The sequence below is a fragment of the Vibrio pectenicida genome (assembly GCA_024347015.1).
GTDB classification, from domain to species: Bacteria; Pseudomonadota; Gammaproteobacteria; order Enterobacterales; family Vibrionaceae; genus Vibrio; species Vibrio pectenicida.
This window is the reverse complement of sequence record AP024890.1, coordinates 650,592-668,735: the sequence shown is the minus strand read 5'-3', so window position 1 is coordinate 668,735 and position 18,144 is coordinate 650,592. Positions and strand designations below refer to the sequence as shown.

Genomic DNA, 18,144 nt, shown 5'->3' with positions numbered 1-18,144 from the left:
ATAAGATAATATTTGTGATGTAAATTGAATTTGTGTAGATTCAGAGAACACTGAATAAAAAGCAACTAGAAGACTGTGGCAAGAAAGTTAAAAGAACAGGATAGTACACTCAAACAATATTACTTGAGTGTATTTAGCTTGATTGGAAAATAACTTTATTAAATTTCGTAACTTAAACCAACCAACATTTGGTAGTCATCTTTTTCGGGTACTTTACCATCTGAATCAGCGGTTGGATCTGAGCGATGCTTCCATATACCCTCAATACTAAGATCAAGGTTACCAACCAAATCAATATCAAAGCCTAGAGTATTCTGTTGGAAAACTCCTCCTGACTCTTCACTTTCCCAAGTCATATTATAATCATAAGTAAAATCAATATTTTTGGTAAGTTCATAGTCAAAATTTGAGTCTAGCTTGAATGCGCCACTATTGGCGGACGATGAATTGCCTTCTTCTACCGTAAGAAATTTAGTATAGGTATACGCTGGACCTACGGTCACATCCCATTCTGTACTCTCATTAGCAATAAAGAAGTAACCTACACCCATTGAGGCTGTTATCTTGTAATCTAAGTTCTGAAACTCATCGTTTTCAGCCTTAAGATCTACAGGTCTAAAGAACAATCTGTTGTCGATATAAATGTCATAGGAACCACCAACTGTAGAGTTATTGGCGGTTTTTTCATCATTGGATTCTTTGGTTTCATGATTTGCATTTAGTTTGGTTCTAGATTCTACCGTATTGCGCTCTGCTTTAATGTCACCTTGAATGGTAAGTTCATCAGTGTTGCCACTACTCATGTCCATTGCAAAAGTAAATTCTGCATCCCACTGCTCTGAGTCCTTTTCCTTACCACGGTATATAGATATAACCTCGGTAACAGGAAAAGACAGTTCTTTATCAACGTTTGTTAGATAAAGTTTATTGTTTCGAATAGATAAGTAGCCGTCATAAATAGCACCATCTGCTGTACGGATGGTAAAGTATCCTGCGGTCTGGAGCTCTTGGATATCACCGAGTTCAATTTTCTGATCACCAAGATCATCACTATCAAACTCGATTTCTTGCTTGTAAGAATTCGAATCTTTTTTAATCGTACCGTTAAGTTCACCCTTGATAACCTCGCCTGATTTGAGCTTTACCCAATCATCATTGTTATCAAAATAAACGGTTTGGCTATTAGGCTCATCGACCACTTGTTCTACTAACTGCTCTTTTGCAAAAACAGTAGACTGTACAGAACAAATGGCGATAAATAATGCTGTAGATTGTAATTTCATATCAACTTAATCTGTATAGTTTTACACCTTTTAACCCGGCTACAATAAATAGATAGTCATTTATTATTGTCATGAGTAAGCAAATCTCATGTCAACCTTGTCAGACCACTTTAAGCAAAGTTACCTACTAACTGAAATCTTAAGCCTGAATACTTATTTCAGATACCCAAGTATTAACCTTCTTAGACATGAGAAACGAAATATTTTCCATCACACTCAATTAGCTCCTATGCTGAGAGAATAGTTTATAAGTAATTTTATCTTTAAGGTAAACAAGAGGCCATCAGGACATCAGTCATGACTGGGCATTAATCTTAATATTTTTAAAAATTTAAGGCCTATTGCTCTAATAAAATCAGCCATATAATAGAAGGGATTAATCATGCCGATTTATCCAGCAACACTTTTGTTTATTAGCTCATTTCTCTTGATGGGTAGTCATGGTCTGAGTGGTATTTTATTGCCTGTGTCCCTTGCAGAAACCAATATTAGTGTCGAGACTATCGGCTTTATCCTTTCTATGTACTCGGTCGGTTTTTTACTCGGCGCAATTCTTGGTAAGCGTATTTTACGTCGAATTGGCTTAGTCCGGACATTCGCAATGTGTGGGAGCTTAGGGGCAACAGCTATTCTAACCATGGGGTTAAATGCTGACATGTGGATTTGGGTGCTGATGCGCACTCTAATGGGATTTTGTATCGCTTGTGCAACGGCGACGCTGGATGTATGGTTTAATAGCGTTTCAACCCAATCAAATCGTGGAAAGCTTCTTGCTATCAATCAGATAGTTATTCTTAGCGCAATTACACTTGGTCAATTTGGTCTTGTGATAGCACCACCAAGTGAAATTACTCTTTTTCTGATCTGCGGTGTGTTATTTAGTATATCGGTGACTCCTGTCATCTTTGTCGCACAATTTGAGCCCAGTATCGAGTCAATACCAACCATTCCACTCAAAGCTATCTATACTATTTCTCCTTTGGGGTTTATCACTTGCTTTGTATGTGGTGTTTTATACTCCACTTTAATCAATATGTTACCTGTTTATGCCGGCGGTGTCGGGCTAACTGGGTTCGAGCTATCTATGTTTATGGGCGCTGCGACTGCAGGGGGTATTCTGTTACAAATACCGATAGGTCATCTCTCTGATCGTTTTGAGCGACGAAAAGTAATTTTAGCCAGCAGCTTTGTACTCGCAATTGTGTGTTTTGCTTTACCCGTTTCAATTGAGTGGCAATCTCCTATCGCGCCTTTCTTTCTTGCTGCCATGACAATGGGTCTGATTGCATGCCTTTACCCATTAAGCATTGCCGAAGCCTTTGATCATTCGATGAAAACTCAACTTGTACCTGTAGTTTCTGGTCTTCTCTGCATTTATGCTATTGGCGCGATTATTGGTCCTTACACAGCATCTGTTTTAATGGGTAGTATTGATCGAAGTGCTTTGTTTACTTTTGTTATTATGGTCGATTTGGCTTTGATTACATTTATCATTTACCGAATGTCAGAGCGCGAAGCTCTACCAGTAGAGGAACAAGAAACGTTTGTTATGCACACTCCAGCTTCCGTTCACGGAGAGCTTGATCCTCGTACTGACTACCAAGATAGCTCAATCAAGATGGAAGCCGCATTATTGCAGGTTGAGCAGCTTACTGCTTCAAGTCCTATTAATGCCATCACTTTCATCCGTAGCCTTGTGAATAAGCAGCCTCAGTGGGCAATTTCTCTAATGGAACGTACGGGTAAACTTGACAATATTGATACGGCATATATGTTTCGGTCATTAGCTCTTACTCACCCCGAGTTGTCCATTGATATTACCAAACAACTCGCAAGTTCCGACGACAATCAAATAGAAGAACTCGTTATATGGCTGGCCGAAAAACAACCTGAGAATGTGTCTGCTATACTCGCAGCCATGATGGAATCCATTGAAATCGAACAACACTCCATTACTGCAGCTTTGGTCAAAAATAAAACTGAGCAATCAGTTCAAGCCTATCAAGAAATAGTGACCAACGAAGATCAACCAGAAAATTTAGATATATTACAAACTCCTGTCTATGAAACGCTGAGCGAATGGGATCTACTATCCGTGCCAGAAAACACTCCCCAAAATACTCATGAGATTAACGATATTGTTGAGCATCCAATGCAAGAAAATGACTTTGGTTCTGGTCCCTCCTGAGCTCTAACTCATTTACAGTAAACTCTCAAAATAGTGAGATACCAAACAAACCTCGGGTAAGACTTCACATAATACTGGGAACTGCCTATTTTTCGTGGTTAAATCTTAGATTAAAGATCAATAAACACAGTAAGTTAAAGGTATAACAAGGAAATTTTAATGGCACTAGATATCAAACCAGGACAAGAGTTTATCAAATCTAAAGCGGCCGTCGCTTGGGCAGCGGGTGAGCCCCTAAAGATCGAAGAAGTCGATGTTCAACTGCCCAAAAAAGGTGAAGTGCTGGTGCGTATCATAGCAACAGGTGTCTGCCATACTGATGCCTTTACCTTATCTGGTGAAGATCCAGAGGGCATTTTCCCTGCCATTCTTGGCCATGAAGGTGGCGGAATTGTTGAGATGGTCGGTGAAAGCGTGACCAGTGTTAACGTAGGCGACCATGTTATCCCACTTTATACCGCAGAATGTCGTGAGTGCAAGTTTTGTACATCAGGTAAAACTAACCTTTGCCAAGCCGTGCGAGAAACGCAGGGTAAAGGATTAATGCCAGACGGAACAACACGCTTCTCTATCGATGGAAAACCTATTTTTCACTACATGGGTTGCTCGACCTTCTCTGAATACACAGTACTTCCTGAAATATCATTGGCTAAAGTCAACCCACAAGCACCTTTAGAAGAAGTATGTTTATTAGGATGCGGTGTCACAACGGGTATGGGAGCCGTGCTAAACACCGCTAAAGTAGAGAAAGGTGACACTGTAGCAATATTTGGTCTTGGTGGTATCGGTCTATCCGCAATCATCGGGGCTAGAATGGCTGGCGCTAGTCGTATTATTGGCATCGATATTAATGAAAGCAAATTTGATCTCGCCAAACAACTTGGGGCAACGGATGTTATCAACCCAAAAACGCTAGACATGCCAGTCCAAGAATTCATTGTTGAAATAACAGATGGTGGTGTCGATTATTCATTTGAATGTATCGGTAATGTTAATGTTATGCGCCAAGCACTTGAGTGCTGTCATAAGGGATGGGGAGAGTCAGTTATTATTGGCGTTGCAGGGGCAGGCCAAGAAATTTCAACTCGACCTTTCCAATTAGTCACTGGCCGCGTGTGGCGTGGTAGTGCCTTTGGTGGCGTTAAGGGACGCTCTGAATTACCTGAGATTGTAGAGCGTTATATGGCAGGAGAATTTGGCCTTGAAGAATTTATCACGCATACCATGAGCCTAGGTGATATCAATCACGCCTTTGAATTGATGCATCAAGGCAAGAGTATTCGCTCTGTTATCCATATGGACAGATAAATTCTTACTTTCATATTAATTGTCGTCATAGCAAGACTATGGCGACTTTAGTCGAGAACACATCATGAACTTAACCAATATCAGTCAAAATAAAGTTGCAGGTGGCTGGCACAAACAATACAGTCACGACTCCAATACCTTAAGCTGCACGATGCGTTTTGCCCTATTTCTACCACCAAACGCAAGCAAGACATCACCTGTACCTGTGCTGTATTGGCTGTCAGGGTTAACCTGCACTGATGAAAATTTTATGCAAAAAGCAGGTGCTTTCAAAATGGCAGCCAAGCTAGGTATGGCGATTGTGGCACCTGATACCAGCCCTCGCGGTGATGACGTAGCAGATGATGATGCATACGATTTAGGTAAAGGCGCTGGATTCTTCCTCAATGCAACTCAGCCGCCTTGGTCAACCCACTATCACATGTATGATTACCTGATAAAAGAGCTACCCGCCTTATTAGAGAGCAATTTTCCTGTTTCAAATATCAAAGCGATTTCAGGGCACAGCATGGGGGGGCACGGCGCTCTTACTATTGGATTGAAAAACCCAAATAATTTCACTTCTATTTCAGCCTTTAGCCCAATTTGTAATCCAATCCAGTGCCAATGGGGGCAAAAAGCCTTTAACGCCTATTTAGGCAACGACCAAGAAGTATGGAAAGCTTACGATGCCACTGAACTGCTCAAACAAAGCCCAGTATCACTGCCGATTTTAGTCGATCAAGGTGCTGATGATGGCTTTTTACACGAGCAATTAAAGCCCCTGACACTGGTTAGCGCCGCAAAAGAGCATAGTTCAAACCTTGATCTTCGGATACAAGAGGGATACGACCATAGTTACTATTTTATCTCTAGTTTTATTGACGACCACCTGATGTTCCACGCGAAACATATGTTCAAGTAAGCATAGGTTGAAGACAAATGAAACTAGTATCACCATCATTTGAGTATCAGCCTGCATTCTTGGCTTACTACCAAGATTTTGAGAGCAATGACAATATCAATGCAGAATGCTATCGTGAAGGCGTGGATGACTTTGTAGCCTATATTCAACGATTAACTGATGAAGCAAATGGTGTAAGATTACGCGAAGGTTATGTACCTTGTAGTCACTTCTGGTTGATAGATACAGAGGAATACATACTCGGTGTCATTCGCATTCGCCATTCGATTGATAGCCCATTTCTCTCTTTTGAAGGCGGCCATATAGGGTACGACATTGCGCCTTCCTATCGAGCGCAAGGCCATGGTAAAACCATGCTAAAACTAGCCCTACCCATTGCAAAATCACTCGGTATATCGAAGGCTTTGCTCACTGCTGATGATAAAAATCACGCCTCATGTGGTGTGATTGAAGCAAACGGGGGGGGAATTTATTGATATCGTAATGGGAAAGGTATTTCCTTACCCAATTGCTCGTTACTGGGTAGATTGCGAGGTAAGTGTATGAAATTAAGAAAAGCCACAATCGACGAATTGGATAGCATTTATGCAATGGGATTTGATGTATGGGGGGACGGCCTTCCTTTTCAAGAATACCTATTCCAATGTCGTCAGAGTAAGAAGTATCAATCAGGAGTTTGGTATGTTTTAACCGAGCAAGAGACCGTGGTTTCATCTCTTATTGTTTATCAAGATATGTTCAATCTCAAACAAGATTGCTTTGGTATCGGCTCTGTAGCAACTTCGCCCAGTCATAGACAAAAAGCTTATGCTTCGATGCTAATTAACTTGGTCAAAGCTAAGTTGTTTGAGGAACAACACTGCAAAGCTCTGTACTTGCACAGTGATATTAACCATAAGTTCTACAAAAAATTGGGCTTTACCCGCATCCTAGATTCTAATTGCATGTTGTGTTCAAATGATGAATCACTTTTTTCAAGCCCTATTCCATATTACTTTTAGTTAACACTGCTTATCCGCGTGATGAATTGCTAATGAATTTTTGTTACGAAAATCAATGATGTGACACTATGCAATTATTTTGTTATTTGACTAAAAAGTCACTTGCAAAATCAAAATAAAATGTTAAATTTAGCCACCACTTACTCACAACTAAGTGGTGGAATGTATTATCTTAAGGCATTACTCCTCTCTAGCCTTCAGCATTCCTCAAATAATAATTATTTTCTTGGGCTTATAAAGCACTATATGTGGCCATAGCTCTCGTCATATACAACAACATATTCCAGTTGGATTAATTATGTTCCCTATATCTCATCAAGGAAAGTGGTTTCGTTTTCTGATGGTGCTGATCTTTCTTGCAGCATCAATGGAAACAGATATTTATTTACCTACATTTCCAGATATACTAAAAGATTTGAATACCAATGCTGTTATGGTTCAGCGTATTATCAGTTACAACTTTATCGGCATCTGTCTTGGCTCACTCATCTACGGCCCTCTATCCGATCACTTTGGACGTAGAACCATAATGATGTTTGGTTTCTTTATATTCCTCATGGCCAGTATTGGTTGCGTTTTTGCACAAACGATTGATCAGTTACTTGCTTTCCGTTTATTGCAGGGTTTTGGAAGTTCAGCCTGTCTTATAGTAGGCACAACAATGATCTTCGATTTATTCGAGGAAGAATCTGCTACAAAATTAGTCGCTGATCTAAACACTCTGACTGTAAGCGTCATGGCTTTCGCCCCACTTATTGGTGGGTGGATCAGTATTCACATGGGGTACCATGCAAATTTTGTTTTTATTGCTATTTTAGTCCTTATCTCAGCAATTAAATGCTTTTTGTTTATTCCTGAGTCTTTACCAAGCAGCAAGCGAAAAAAAATGATTCCCAAGCGAGTAATCATTGATTATAAAATGGTACTTTCATCCTACTCATTTTGGTATAGCACGCTAATAACCAGTTTAATTTTGGCTGGATATATGGTGTTTGTCTCTAATATGTCGCTTTTGTATGTCGATCACCTTAAAGTCAAACCTGAACACTTTCCTTTTCACCAAATGGCCACATTGGGTACTTTCGCTCTTATAAGCTTTATAAATGGCCCCCTAATTGATCGTTTCGGTATCGAAAGACTAAAGAGTTCAGGGCTCAGCTTGATGTTTATCGCAATGGCAGTATTTTGGTTTGTACCAAATACAATGCTAAGCTCACCAAGCTTTCTGACCTCTATCATGTGTTTGTTTTCCGTAGGGGCTGCACTCTCAATTGGGCTTTTCTTTTCCGAGTCAATGCAAGTATTTCCAGATATGACTGGTGTCGCGGCATCACTAGTAACCTCCATTCGGCTTGTAATTGTTGCTATTGCCATTGATTTAGCGAGTAATTTTTATGATGGCTCAGCGCAATCGGTCGTTTACGCGGTAACATCTGCAGTAATGGGCATCGCTATTCTTGCTTTGTTGCATAATGTTCGGCGACTCAAACACTTAAAGCTGAGTAATTTAAAGACCTAAGTTGTTGCTATGGTCTCATACAAACTGAGGCCATATACATGCTGGGAGCGACTGGAAATTAATTGATAATTGAGTACAATCTTGCTCCCAGTTGGTCATTATGGCAAGTAATATGCTTCACAACACACCTACATTTACCCTTTTCAAGGGTTCAATTGATGGATATACCTTGCCAGGAAAGTTTACTTTCCCATTTTTCTATGAACCCCATCCTTTAAGTGAGCTCGCCGCCAACGAACTTCAGCAGTACTTACTCACTCAGACCAGCTGGAAGCACAATTTTGGACTTGATGGTAGCCCAGACGGTATAGGGAAAATGTTCGGTGTACTTGTCGTACAATCCCCGCAAGGAGAGATTGGCTATTTATCTTCTTTTTCAGGAAAGATAGCAGATCAAAATCAGCTCGCACATTTTGTTCCCCCCGTCTTTGACATATTGGCTGGAGAAAGTTTTTTTCATGCGGATAATGCTGAAATCATGTCCATCAATAACCAAATAGATGCTTTAAACAATGATTCGCAGTTTTCAAAGCTCGGTAAAAAAATAAAAGAACTTGAAGCCGCTTATCAACAAAAAGAGCGTTCTCATCGAGAGCAGATGATTGCCAATCGAGCAATAAGAAAGTCACAGCGCCAACACGCGCAGTCTTCTCTTTCTGACATAGAACTCCAGCGAGTTCTGGACGAACTAGCCAAACAAAGTGTGGCGGATAAAAACAAGTTTAAAAACATAAAGCTAGAGTGGCAAGATAGTCTCTCTCTATTTAAATGCAAATGGGAAAAACTCAATAATGAGTTAGTAGACTTAAGAGAGCAACGTAAAAAGCTCTCAAATACTCTTCAACACAAACTTTTTGAGCAGTACTGCTTTTTTAATATTCGGTTAGAAGAAAAGTCGCTTAACTCGATATTTGAAAATACCAGCAGCCCGACACCACCAGCAGGTGCTGGTGAATGTGCCGCTCCAAAACTGCTTCAGCATGCCTTTAAACATGGGCTTAAGCCGATTTCGATGGCAGAGTTTTGGTGGGGATCTTCACCCGCATCTGAAATTCGTCAGCATAAAAAATTCTACCCTTCATGTCACAGTAAATGTCAGCCCATACTTGGCCATATGCTTGAAGGCATGGATGTCGATAGTAACCCTCTTGAAAAAGCTTGGGCAGAACACGACTCAATGGATATATTGTTTGAAGACGATGCAATAGTTGTGATCAACAAACCCGCAGGTTTGCTATCAATTCCGGGCAAAACAATACAAGATTCAGCCTTTACTCGCCTTCAGCAACGTTACCCAGATGTAGAAGGGCCATATGTCATCCACCGACTGGATATGGCGACATCAGGATTGCTCGTGTTCGCACTAACCAAACGTGCCAACAAAAGCTTACAAAAACAGTTTATTACTCGAACAGTAGAAAAGCGCTACGTAGCCATTGTGCAGGGAGAAGTCCAGAACCAGAGCGGACAAATTAATTTAGCCATGCGAGGCGATCCCGATGACAGGCCGCGTCAGCTAGTATGTTTTGAGCATGGTAAGCCGGCTGAGACCTACTGGCACTGTATCGAGGTTAAAGAGGGACGGAGTAAGTTATACCTTTACCCAAAAACTGGCAGAACTCATCAACTCAGAGTCCATTGTGCACATCATCTCGGACTCAACATGCCTATGTGTGGGGATGGGCTCTATGGGCAAAGGGCAGATAGATTACACCTACATGCACAACGTTTATCTTTCAATCATCCATATACTAAAGAGCGGATGAGTTTTGAGGTCAAAAGTCCGTTTTAACACCAGTTTGTGCAGAGTAAAATCTGTGGTTTATTTGGATTCAACGGTTATTTGTATTTCTTGGCTTTTCCATAAAAAGTATGCTTTTAAGGATAATCGCTTTTTAATTCAATCTTTTGGACCTATTCACTGTGATCCAACCTATCCACTTTACGTAAAATGTGTTTAACCTTGGAAATAACGATGAGAAATATACTAATAATATCTGTCCTTTTCGCTCTATCTGGCTGCTTGGGCATGCCCAAAAACGTCGAACCCGTCAATAACTTCGAACTTAATAACTATCTTGGCACTTGGTACGAAATTGCTAGGCTCGATCACTCATTTGAGCGAGGGTTGTCCGAGGTCACTGCGCAATATTCTCTTCGGGATGATGGTGGAGTTTCTGTTATTAATAGAGGTTACTCCTCAAAGGATCAGGAATGGAAAGAGGCAAAGGGTAAAGCTTTTTTCGTCAACAGCTCCGATGAAGGGTATTTGAAAGTTTCATTTTTCGGACCTTTCTATGGCTCTTACGTCGTGTTTGAACTTGATAAAGATAACTACAGCTATGCGTTTATTTCTGGACCAAATCACGACTATTTATGGTTACTATCTCGGACGCCAACTGTCAGCCCTGACATCTTAGAGAAGTTTAAGCAAATGTCTAAAGAACGTGGCTTTAATATTGAAGAGATGATTTACGTCGATTTTACTCACCCTACACGGATACAGTGATCTAGGTGGCTGCAATAAAATTCCTGCTGGTTAGAGAACATAAGTCTGTGAAAAACTAACGCTAGCTTTCATGAACAACAACATGCGTGGTGTACGCGGCTAATTAAGTTTCGATAATTCAGATCAACTATCCCTACTCAATCACTTTACTTTTCATCACATACTCAGCCGAGGCCTCAAGAGACTTGAGTAAATGTGACTGATCTTTATGCAAATAATGGTATAAATACTCTCTTGAGACTGGTGAACTTGAAACATGAATTGCAGGGTACTTTTCTTTTACTAAACCATATGACTGCGTCGCTGCTACCCAAACATCAGCTTCTCCGTTTGTTAACATTAATGCCGCTTCCTCTGCTGTGGCCAAACTAAGATTTTTGTAATGCTTAATTTTATTTACATAAATGGCTCCTCGCACGGCAACAACGTTTTTGTCATGAAGATCTTTTAAGCTCAAATCTGATTTTTCACCTACTGATAAAATGTATATATCAATATTTCCTAAAGGTATATTAACCTTAACAAGCGACTGGCTATGATCGTATTCTAACTCACTAATCCTCAAATCCAATGCGTCATATTGCCCTGTTATAACAGATTGGATAGCAAGTTTGTCAGGCATGTAAGTTGTCGTGTGATTGATTCTTGCTTCATCATAGATAGCGTCAAGGATTTCTTTTGCTGTCATGCCATAACCTAAATCGGCACTACCTTTATAGAGTTCCCCTATGACCACTTTCACTAAAGTGCTTTGTGCTACCAAAACCGAGGAAAAAGTCATCATCATTGCTATCAGAGATACAGCTATTAATTTCTTCATTCATTTTATCTCCTTTGCCCATTTTTATAGTGTTGTTAACTTAAATTGGAGCCTTAACACATAATAGACAAAAATATCAGCGCTAATGCCATCTAACTCAATAAGATCGATTTTTAGGTGTTTTTCATTACAGTTTCTATGCTCCATAACCACTGATGTTGAAACCCTAATTACACTGTTGTTTACTCAGCTCTCTAGACATAGGAGACTCTATCCTGAGCCCTTCCAGATATTGACAGATAAATTACTTACTTCTAGTTTTAGGAATGAGTTTTATTGTGATTTTTCAAAAAATACACTGTCGCAGGGAAAGAGCCTTGGTCTTTGCAGAATTTAAATCTAACAAAACACTCATTTGAGGAACTGAAATGGATAATAAAAAGGTCGTCGCGACTTCACTTTTATATATCTCTATCCTAGTAGGTTGTGGAGGAGGATCAGATGGAGGAGCAAGTAATACTAAAGGCTCAAGTTCAGGCTCAAGTTCAACAGACGGTAGTGGTCCACAAGAAGGAACTGACACATCCGCAGTCAAGATTGTAGATAGCACGACTCAACAAGAAGTTTCAGTGATATACAGCGGAAACAGTCTCTCCGCCTTAGTCATGCAGCGCAGTAGCCCAAACTTCGAATGGCGGGTAGATTCTCAGACTGTAAGTACCGACCCATCTTACACTGTTACCAATAGAGATTGGTTAAAAAGCATTCAGGTCTGCACGAGTAGCGAAGGAAATGAAGAGGTTTGCTCTAATACATACCCAGTATTAGCGAGAAGGCCTTTAACAATTGAAGATCCAGATAATTATGTCGTATTGCCTTACGATACACCATAAAACATAGAAAGGGACTACAGAAATGAGACAATTAAGCGTATGTCTTGGTGCACTACTTATATTAGTTTCCGCCCACGTAAATGCAGCCGGATGGCAAACTTTTTATAACCCCGACGGCACTATGTGGACACAGGCTCAATATCAAGGGATCAACGGAACTGCGTTCCCAGTGGTGGGACAAGGTTTAACCGCAACAGCCAGAATAAACTCAACACGTGATGCTGTGTGGTTTGATATACCCATTTCCTCCAATACAAACCCTTCTAAAGTAGAAATTACAATCAATGACGTCGCCGTGACCACTTGGACAGGAGTAATGCCAAAATTCGACAGTAGTGCTGATGGAGATGTGACTAAAGCGGTTAACACTAAGACTGGAATGATTTTAAGTTTTAACTCTAACTACAAAAGCCACGATGGTAATTACCCTATAGGGGCTGACATTTTAGAAATTTATCCATGGGTCCTAGCAGGAATAAATCAGAATGTTGAGAACACCAATGGTCGCTTGTACAAAAATGAACCTGCCGGAGGAGCGACTACCCCACCTCTTATCATCAAAGCTGGGAAAAACAGTATCGGCTTCTTCGACAACCGCCTCGTTATAGGTTATGCCAACGATAGTACTAACCTTACTTCGTTTGTCATAGGTAACTCTATAATCGCCAATAATGGAGAGCTTATGACTTTTCAAGCAACGACTAGTCCATATTCAGCGATTATCCGTCTTAACCCAGCTGATTTTGAAATCGATAATGTGTGGGCTATTGTTTACTAGCATAGCAAGGCCCTACATTTGGTGTAGGGCCAAAAGTTATTCTTCTATGTAGCTTGTTCTGCACAACTTTTTCAGGACACTTTTCTAAAGAACTTTTCATAGTCGACCGGTGAAATGTCTCCGTTAGTCGTATATAGTTGATCTAAATTGTAATATCTCATATAAGCTGCCACATCACTTTTCATGTGCTCTCGCGTTGGTTGCGGTACTTTTAGCAACCGGTCATGCGTTTATATCAGGACCTAACCATGACTACCTATGGATACTATCTCGAACGCCAAAGGTTAACCCAGGTATTATTGATAAGTTTAAACAAATGTCTAAGCAGCGTGGTTTTGATACTGAAAAGCTGATTTATGTTCAGCAATAACACAGGGACTTCCAATGGTGACCCACTCACAACATGTAAGCTAAATTAAGCGATTTAGTCCGACTTTGTATATTTTACACTAGCAGCTAACATTAATGTTACTTTTGACATTAAGGATCTTGATACAATGTCTTTACATAAACATAGCATTTTAGTAATTCTTTCGACTGCTCTCACTTTATACGGATGCGGTGATAGCGGTAGCGGTAATGGATCTACTAGCAATGCTACCACGTACCTAGGGGCTAAAGGTTCAATACCAGAGGATTTCAATCTAAATGACATTGTTGTCACAAAAGATGAAATTACTTTCAAATGGAGCCAATCTAGCGGTGCGACTAATTATGTTTTATGTAGAAAGGATACCGAAGAAGATAATAATTGTGACAAAATAGGTACAACATCGGCACTACAGATTGCAGTAACGAGTACTGGCGTATTAGAAGTACTATTAGATCAATTTTTTGTAATTGCCCAAAATAATTACGGGCAACGCCTTTCAAATGAGAAAACTACTGAGCCACAAGACCTTTCTGTTTTAATTCAGTATATAAAAGCTTTTAACTCCGGCTCTCATGATGAGTTTGGTTTTAGTCTATCGCTATCCCAAAATGGAGAGCTACTAGTAGTAGGTGCTCCTTTCGAACAATCAAATGCTACGGGTATTAATAGCTCAGGATCAAGTGACAATTCACTAATCCAAGCAGGGGCAGCATATATTTTTCGCTTTGATAATAACAGGTGGGACCAAGAAGCGTATGTTAAAGCCTCTAACACAGGTGAGACTCATGTTTTTGGAATGAACGTTTCTTTGTCGTCTGACGGCAATACTCTTGCTGTGGCGGCACCCGGTGAACGTACTAACGGCATTAACGCAGGTGCTGTATATGTCTATCGTTTTAATGCAGGGGCTTGGGGCGAAGAAGCCATTTTGAGAGGCTCTAATACCGAAACTAGTGATTTTTTTGGTAATTCTTTAGCTCTATCTGGTGATGGGAATACCATAGTTGTAGGCGCCACCGAGGAAGCCTCACTCTCAACGGGTATTAATGGCGACCAAGGAAATGACCCTATGCTAACAGAGGATGCTGGTGCCGCTTATCTGTTTCGTTTTCAAAGCGGAAGTTGGACTCAAGAAGCCTATATTAAAGCTTCTAATACCAATGCAGGTGACCGTTTTGGATCCTCGGTAGCGTTATCAGACGATGGCAACATCTTAGCAGTAGGCGCTACTAATGAACAGTCCGACTCAACTGAGGTTAACGTCGGGCAATCCAACAATAGTTTGACAGAAGCTGGAGCTGTGTATATTTATAAGTTCACGACTAACTGGGCTCAAGAGGCATACCTTAAACCACTGAATACTGGAACTGGTGATCTCTTTGGTAGTTCTGTTGCTCTATCATCAAATGGCAACATCTTAGCAGTAGGCGCAAGTGGAGAAAGCTCGAGTTCCAATGAAATCAATATTGGGGTAAACGACAACAGCGCCTCACAATCTGGCGCTGCGTACATCTTTCGTTTTAGCGATACAGAGTGGTCTCAACGAGCTTATATTAAGGCTTCTAACAGTGGAACGGAAGATTATTTTGGTGTATCAGTATCTCTGTCAGAGGATGGCAACACCCTCGCAGTGGGAGCCTCATCTGAGGACTCTAATTCACAAGGTGTTAATGGTGAAGATAATAACAACACCGCCAATTCTGGAGCAGCTTATACATTCTTCTTTAACGGTTCAAATTGGATCGAACAAGCATACATAAAAGCACCCAACACAGGGGCGGACGACTTATTTGGCATCAGAGTATCTCTATCTGGCGATGGAAACAGGTTAGCGATCGGAGCCAGAGAAGAAGACTCTAGTTCAACAGGAGTTAATAGCCAAGAAAACGATAATAGTGAAGACTCTGGAGCAGCTTATATTTTCTAGTATAACTCCCCTAACTTAAGGGGCTTTACTGGGGGATATCAGTGCATATAACCAAGTATTAGGTAATGAAGCTAAACTTATTCGGTTAACTGGCTCACGCTCTTGTAACAAAAACATGTTTTGTCTTCGAACTCTAATTTGTTGTCTGCATAAGTTGAGCAAAATCACGAAAAAGCATACTGTATAGCCAGATTTAATTGGAGAAAAAATTATGGTGTCAAAGGTGACAGTTGCTCCACAGGGGCCGGAATTCTCAGAGCTGGTTCAAGGTTATTGGCGACTAGCTGAATGGGAAATGACCCCGAAAAAAAGGTTATCTTTTTTAAAGCAACATATCGATTTGGGTATTACGACGGTTGACCATGCCGATATTTATGGGAACTATCAGTGTGAGTCTCTGTTTGGAGAAGCCCTAAAACTTGAGCCTTCGGTCAGAGAGCAAATTGAGATTGTCACTAAATGCAACATTATGCTGTGTGATAAACAATTTCCAAAGCGTAAAATCAACCACTATGATACTAGCGCTAAACATATTTATACCTCCGTCGACAATTCACTAGACCGTTTAAACATAGAACAAATCGACGTACTTCTTATCCATAGACCGGATCTATTAATGAATGCTGATGAAGTTGCCAATGCATTTAATGAGTTATATAAAGTAGGGAAAGTAAAACACTTCGGCGTATCAAACTTTACTCCTAGCCAGTCTCACTTATTACAATCTAGGCTATCCAAGCCACTAGTAACCAACCAAGTTGAAATAAACCCACTGAACTTTGACGTTGCCCATGACGGCACGCTCGATGTATTACAGATGAACCGTACACGCCCTATGGCATGGTCTTGCCTCGGTGGAGGTCTTATCTTCACTGGCTCTACAGAGCAAGCTAAGCGAGTTAAAAAAGAACTAGAGAACATCCGTATCGAACTTGGAGCCAAGAGTATTGACCAAGTTATATTTGCTTGGGTTAAGGCCCTGCCCTCTATGCCTATACCTATTATTGGTTCAGGCAAAATAGACAGAGTGAAAACCGCTGTTGAATCTCTAAAATTTGAGCTTAGCCGAGAGCAATGGTATCGAATATGGGTAGCATCAAAAGGTCATGGTGTACCATAAGTCTTGCGTCTGTTATTACTCTAAGTGTTACGACGTACTTTTTAACCCATAAGCTCGTAGCATACTAAATGATCAGCCTGCACTAATAACTTATATTAGTGGACAGGTTTGTCATTCTCAGCATAATACTTAGCAAAGTATTTCTCTAAGATTTCAGGAGTTAACTCCCCTGCTTGTTCGAGTTTCTTCAGCTCTGCTGCAATAGATTGTTGTTCTTCAAGGGACGGCAAGGGAACTTCAGGTTCATCGCCCATTTCATGCGTAATCTGTTCTAAATCTTTTTCTAACTCATTCATAATGCTTGTTACTCAATTCACGTGATACAGACAACCTATTTTACCTCAACTTCTACAGAATGTGATAACTATAGTTCCATCTATAACGACCTTACCTGCCTTAAGGAAGACTTCTTCTTACTTTTACAAATTTGTAAAACCAATTTTTCAATATTGACTACTTGCAACATGAGTATAAACCCCCATATTGTAACTAACTGAAATAATGGTATTTATATATAACTTTCTATTTGGCTAATAAATAGCCAAATAGAAAGTTATTAAAGTAGAAAGATGAACTTTTTTGCCGATGAAGCCACTAAGTGAAAAAGTTAGGAGATAAACATTGATGAGCTCTCAGTCATTTAACAAGCTACAACAATATCTGGAAAGTCAGATCATTGGTCAAGCTGAATTAGTCAAACAACTTTTAGTAGCGCTACTCGCCGACGGTCATATTTTAGTCGAAGGACCACCAGGCCTCGCGAAGACTCGGGCGGTAAAATCTCTCGCAGATTGCATTGAAGGTGACTTTCACCGTGTTCAATTTACTCCAGATTTATTACCTGCTGACTTGACGGGGACCGATATTTTTCGTCCAGAAACCGGTGAGTTCACCTTTCAAGCTGGTCCTATATTTAATTCCCTGATCCTTGCAGATGAAATCAACCGCGCTCCAGCTAAAGTTCAAGCAGCAATGTTAGAAGCAATGGCAGAAAAGCAAATCACAGCAGGTAGAAAAACTTATCCGTTGCCTGAACTATTCCTTGTAATGGCAACACAAAACCCTATTGAGCAAGAAGGCACCTATCCACTACCTGAAGCTCAGCTTGATCGATTCCTTCTTCACCTTAATGTTGATTACCCCGATGCTGAAAGCGAACTCGATATACTGCGTCTAAATAGAGGTGAGGCCAAAGGTAAACAAAGTATTCCTGCGCCAACTATCAGTCAGCAAGATATCTTCTCGGCACGCCAAGAAGTATTGAATACTCATATGGCGGATACCGTAGAGAACTATATTATTCGCCTTATCATGGCAACACGCCAACCAACACAATATGACGATACATTAGCTAATTGGATAGAAATGGGGGTCAGCCCACGAGCAACCATTGCTCTAGATAGATGTGCGCGCGCTCATGCTTGGCTATCAGGTCGTGATTATGTTACCGCGGAAGACGTTCAGGAGATGGCATTCCCTGTACTAAGACATCGCATTCTACTCACCTATCAAGCTCAAGCTGAAGGTATCTGTACTAACAAAGTCGTCAACCGGTTGTTATCTCTTGTAGGCAGTGCATAA

The 18,144-nt window shown here is 40.5% G+C and carries 15 protein-coding genes and 2 pseudogenes; 14 read left to right on the top strand and 3 right to left on the bottom strand.

Going from position 1 to position 18,144, the window contains the following annotated elements; all coding sequences use genetic code 11:
- Positions 1 to 158: 158 nt before the first annotated feature.
- Positions 159 to 1,283: a DUF481 domain-containing protein gene (locus tag OCV27_RS18040; protein ID WP_125320507.1), complete on the bottom strand. Its 1,125-nt coding sequence runs from the start codon at positions 1,281 to 1,283 to the stop codon at positions 159 to 161.
- A gap of 382 nt (positions 1,284 to 1,665) precedes the next feature.
- Here OCV27_RS18040 and OCV27_RS18035 point away from each other — a divergent pair, with 382 nt between their 5' ends.
- The 8 genes and pseudogenes from OCV27_RS18035 to OCV27_RS18000 all read left to right on the top strand — a co-directional run bounded on the left by OCV27_RS18035 (position 1,666) and on the right by OCV27_RS18000 (position 10,712).
- Entirely contained in the window at positions 1,666 to 3,471 is a 1,806-nt protein-coding gene (locus tag OCV27_RS18035) for an MFS transporter (protein WP_125320506.1), read from the top strand.
- A 159-nt stretch (positions 3,472 to 3,630) separates the two neighbouring features.
- Entirely contained in the window at positions 3,631 to 4,779 is a 1,149-nt protein-coding gene (locus OCV27_RS18030) for an S-(hydroxymethyl)glutathione dehydrogenase/class III alcohol dehydrogenase (RefSeq protein ID WP_125320505.1), read from the top strand.
- Between the two features lie 64 nt (positions 4,780 to 4,843).
- Positions 4,844 to 5,683, top strand: coding sequence for an S-formylglutathione hydrolase (gene fghA, locus OCV27_RS18025; RefSeq protein WP_125320504.1), 840 nt, complete (start codon positions 4,844 to 4,846; stop codon positions 5,681 to 5,683).
- 17 nt (positions 5,684 to 5,700) lie between these two features.
- Positions 5,701 to 6,229, top strand: a pseudogene (locus OCV27_RS18020) (GNAT family N-acetyltransferase).
- A complete protein-coding gene (locus OCV27_RS18015) occupies positions 6,226 to 6,684 on the top strand; it encodes a GNAT family N-acetyltransferase (RefSeq protein ID WP_125320503.1) in 459 nt (152 codons plus the stop codon). Before OCV27_RS18020 ends, OCV27_RS18015 begins: the two are co-directional and overlap by 4 nt.
- Positions 6,685 to 6,982: 298 nt before the next feature.
- The gene (locus tag OCV27_RS18010; RefSeq protein ID WP_125320502.1) at positions 6,983 to 8,203 is read left to right on the top strand and encodes a multidrug effflux MFS transporter; all 1,221 of its coding nucleotides are present in this window, start codon (positions 6,983 to 6,985) and stop codon (positions 8,201 to 8,203) included.
- 112 nt (positions 8,204 to 8,315) lie between these two features.
- A complete protein-coding gene (locus OCV27_RS18005; RefSeq protein ID WP_125320501.1) occupies positions 8,316 to 9,995 on the top strand; it encodes an RluA family pseudouridine synthase in 1,680 nt (559 codons plus the stop codon).
- A 183-nt stretch (positions 9,996 to 10,178) separates the two neighbouring features.
- Entirely contained in the window at positions 10,179 to 10,712 is a 534-nt protein-coding gene (locus OCV27_RS18000; protein WP_125320500.1) for a lipocalin family protein, read from the top strand.
- Positions 10,713 to 10,845: 133 nt separating this feature from the next.
- On the opposite strand, the gene OCV27_RS17995 is transcribed toward OCV27_RS18000, so the two are convergent.
- Complete coding sequence (locus OCV27_RS17995; protein WP_125320499.1) at positions 10,846 to 11,532, bottom strand: type 2 periplasmic-binding domain-containing protein; 687 nt, start codon at positions 11,530 to 11,532, stop codon at positions 10,846 to 10,848.
- A gap of 368 nt (positions 11,533 to 11,900) precedes the next feature.
- Between OCV27_RS17995 and OCV27_RS17990 the strand changes: the two genes are divergently transcribed.
- From OCV27_RS17990 to OCV27_RS17965, 5 genes and pseudogenes are all read left to right on the top strand, one after another.
- On the top strand, positions 11,901 to 12,365 hold the full coding sequence (locus OCV27_RS17990) for a hypothetical protein (RefSeq protein WP_125320498.1): 465 nt from the start codon (positions 11,901 to 11,903) through the stop codon (positions 12,363 to 12,365).
- Positions 12,366 to 12,387: 22 nt separating this feature from the next.
- Entirely contained in the window at positions 12,388 to 13,143 is a 756-nt protein-coding gene (locus OCV27_RS17985; protein ID WP_125320497.1) for a hypothetical protein, read from the top strand.
- Positions 13,144 to 13,366: 223 nt separating this feature from the next.
- Positions 13,367 to 13,513, top strand: a pseudogene (locus OCV27_RS17975) (lipocalin family protein); the annotation flags it as partial.
- Positions 13,514 to 13,640: 127 nt separating this feature from the next.
- Positions 13,641 to 15,443 carry an FG-GAP repeat protein gene (locus OCV27_RS17970; RefSeq protein WP_125320495.1) on the top strand — a complete coding sequence of 601 codons (1,803 nt, stop codon included), beginning with the start codon at positions 13,641 to 13,643 and terminating at the stop codon, positions 15,441 to 15,443.
- A 211-nt stretch (positions 15,444 to 15,654) separates the two neighbouring features.
- Complete coding sequence (locus tag OCV27_RS17965; RefSeq protein ID WP_125320494.1) at positions 15,655 to 16,563, top strand: aldo/keto reductase; 909 nt, start codon at positions 15,655 to 15,657, stop codon at positions 16,561 to 16,563.
- Positions 16,564 to 16,658: 95 nt separating this feature from the next.
- On the opposite strand, the gene OCV27_RS17960 is transcribed toward OCV27_RS17965, so the two are convergent.
- On the bottom strand, positions 16,659 to 16,859 hold the full coding sequence (locus OCV27_RS17960; RefSeq protein WP_125320493.1) for a restriction endonuclease subunit S domain-containing protein: 201 nt from the start codon (positions 16,857 to 16,859) through the stop codon (positions 16,659 to 16,661).
- A gap of 328 nt (positions 16,860 to 17,187) precedes the next feature.
- Here OCV27_RS17960 and OCV27_RS17955 point away from each other — a divergent pair, with 328 nt between their 5' ends.
- Entirely contained in the window at positions 17,188 to 18,144 is a 957-nt protein-coding gene (locus OCV27_RS17955) for an AAA family ATPase (protein WP_125320492.1), read from the top strand.

Coding starts and splice junctions, on each gene's coding strand:
- OCV27_RS18040 (WP_125320507.1), bottom strand. CDS start 1,283: ATGAAATTACAATCTACAGCATTATTTATCGCCATTTGTTCTGTACAG.
- OCV27_RS18035 (WP_125320506.1), top strand. CDS start 1,666: ATGCCGATTTATCCAGCAACACTTTTGTTTATTAGCTCATTTCTCTTG.
- OCV27_RS18030 (WP_125320505.1), top strand. CDS start 3,631: ATGGCACTAGATATCAAACCAGGACAAGAGTTTATCAAATCTAAAGCG.
- fghA (WP_125320504.1), top strand. CDS start 4,844: ATGAACTTAACCAATATCAGTCAAAATAAAGTTGCAGGTGGCTGGCAC.
- OCV27_RS18015 (WP_125320503.1), top strand. CDS start 6,226: ATGAAATTAAGAAAAGCCACAATCGACGAATTGGATAGCATTTATGCA.
- OCV27_RS18010 (WP_125320502.1), top strand. CDS start 6,983: ATGTTCCCTATATCTCATCAAGGAAAGTGGTTTCGTTTTCTGATGGTG.
- OCV27_RS18005 (WP_125320501.1), top strand. CDS start 8,316: ATGCTTCACAACACACCTACATTTACCCTTTTCAAGGGTTCAATTGAT.
- OCV27_RS18000 (WP_125320500.1), top strand. CDS start 10,179: ATGAGAAATATACTAATAATATCTGTCCTTTTCGCTCTATCTGGCTGC.
- OCV27_RS17995 (WP_125320499.1), bottom strand. CDS start 11,532: ATGAAGAAATTAATAGCTGTATCTCTGATAGCAATGATGATGACTTTT.
- OCV27_RS17990 (WP_125320498.1), top strand. CDS start 11,901: ATGGATAATAAAAAGGTCGTCGCGACTTCACTTTTATATATCTCTATC.
- OCV27_RS17985 (WP_125320497.1), top strand. CDS start 12,388: ATGAGACAATTAAGCGTATGTCTTGGTGCACTACTTATATTAGTTTCC.
- OCV27_RS17970 (WP_125320495.1), top strand. CDS start 13,641: ATGTCTTTACATAAACATAGCATTTTAGTAATTCTTTCGACTGCTCTC.
- OCV27_RS17965 (WP_125320494.1), top strand. CDS start 15,655: ATGGTGTCAAAGGTGACAGTTGCTCCACAGGGGCCGGAATTCTCAGAG.
- OCV27_RS17960 (WP_125320493.1), bottom strand. CDS start 16,859: ATGAATGAGTTAGAAAAAGATTTAGAACAGATTACGCATGAAATGGGC.
- OCV27_RS17955 (WP_125320492.1), top strand. CDS start 17,188: ATGAGCTCTCAGTCATTTAACAAGCTACAACAATATCTGGAAAGTCAG.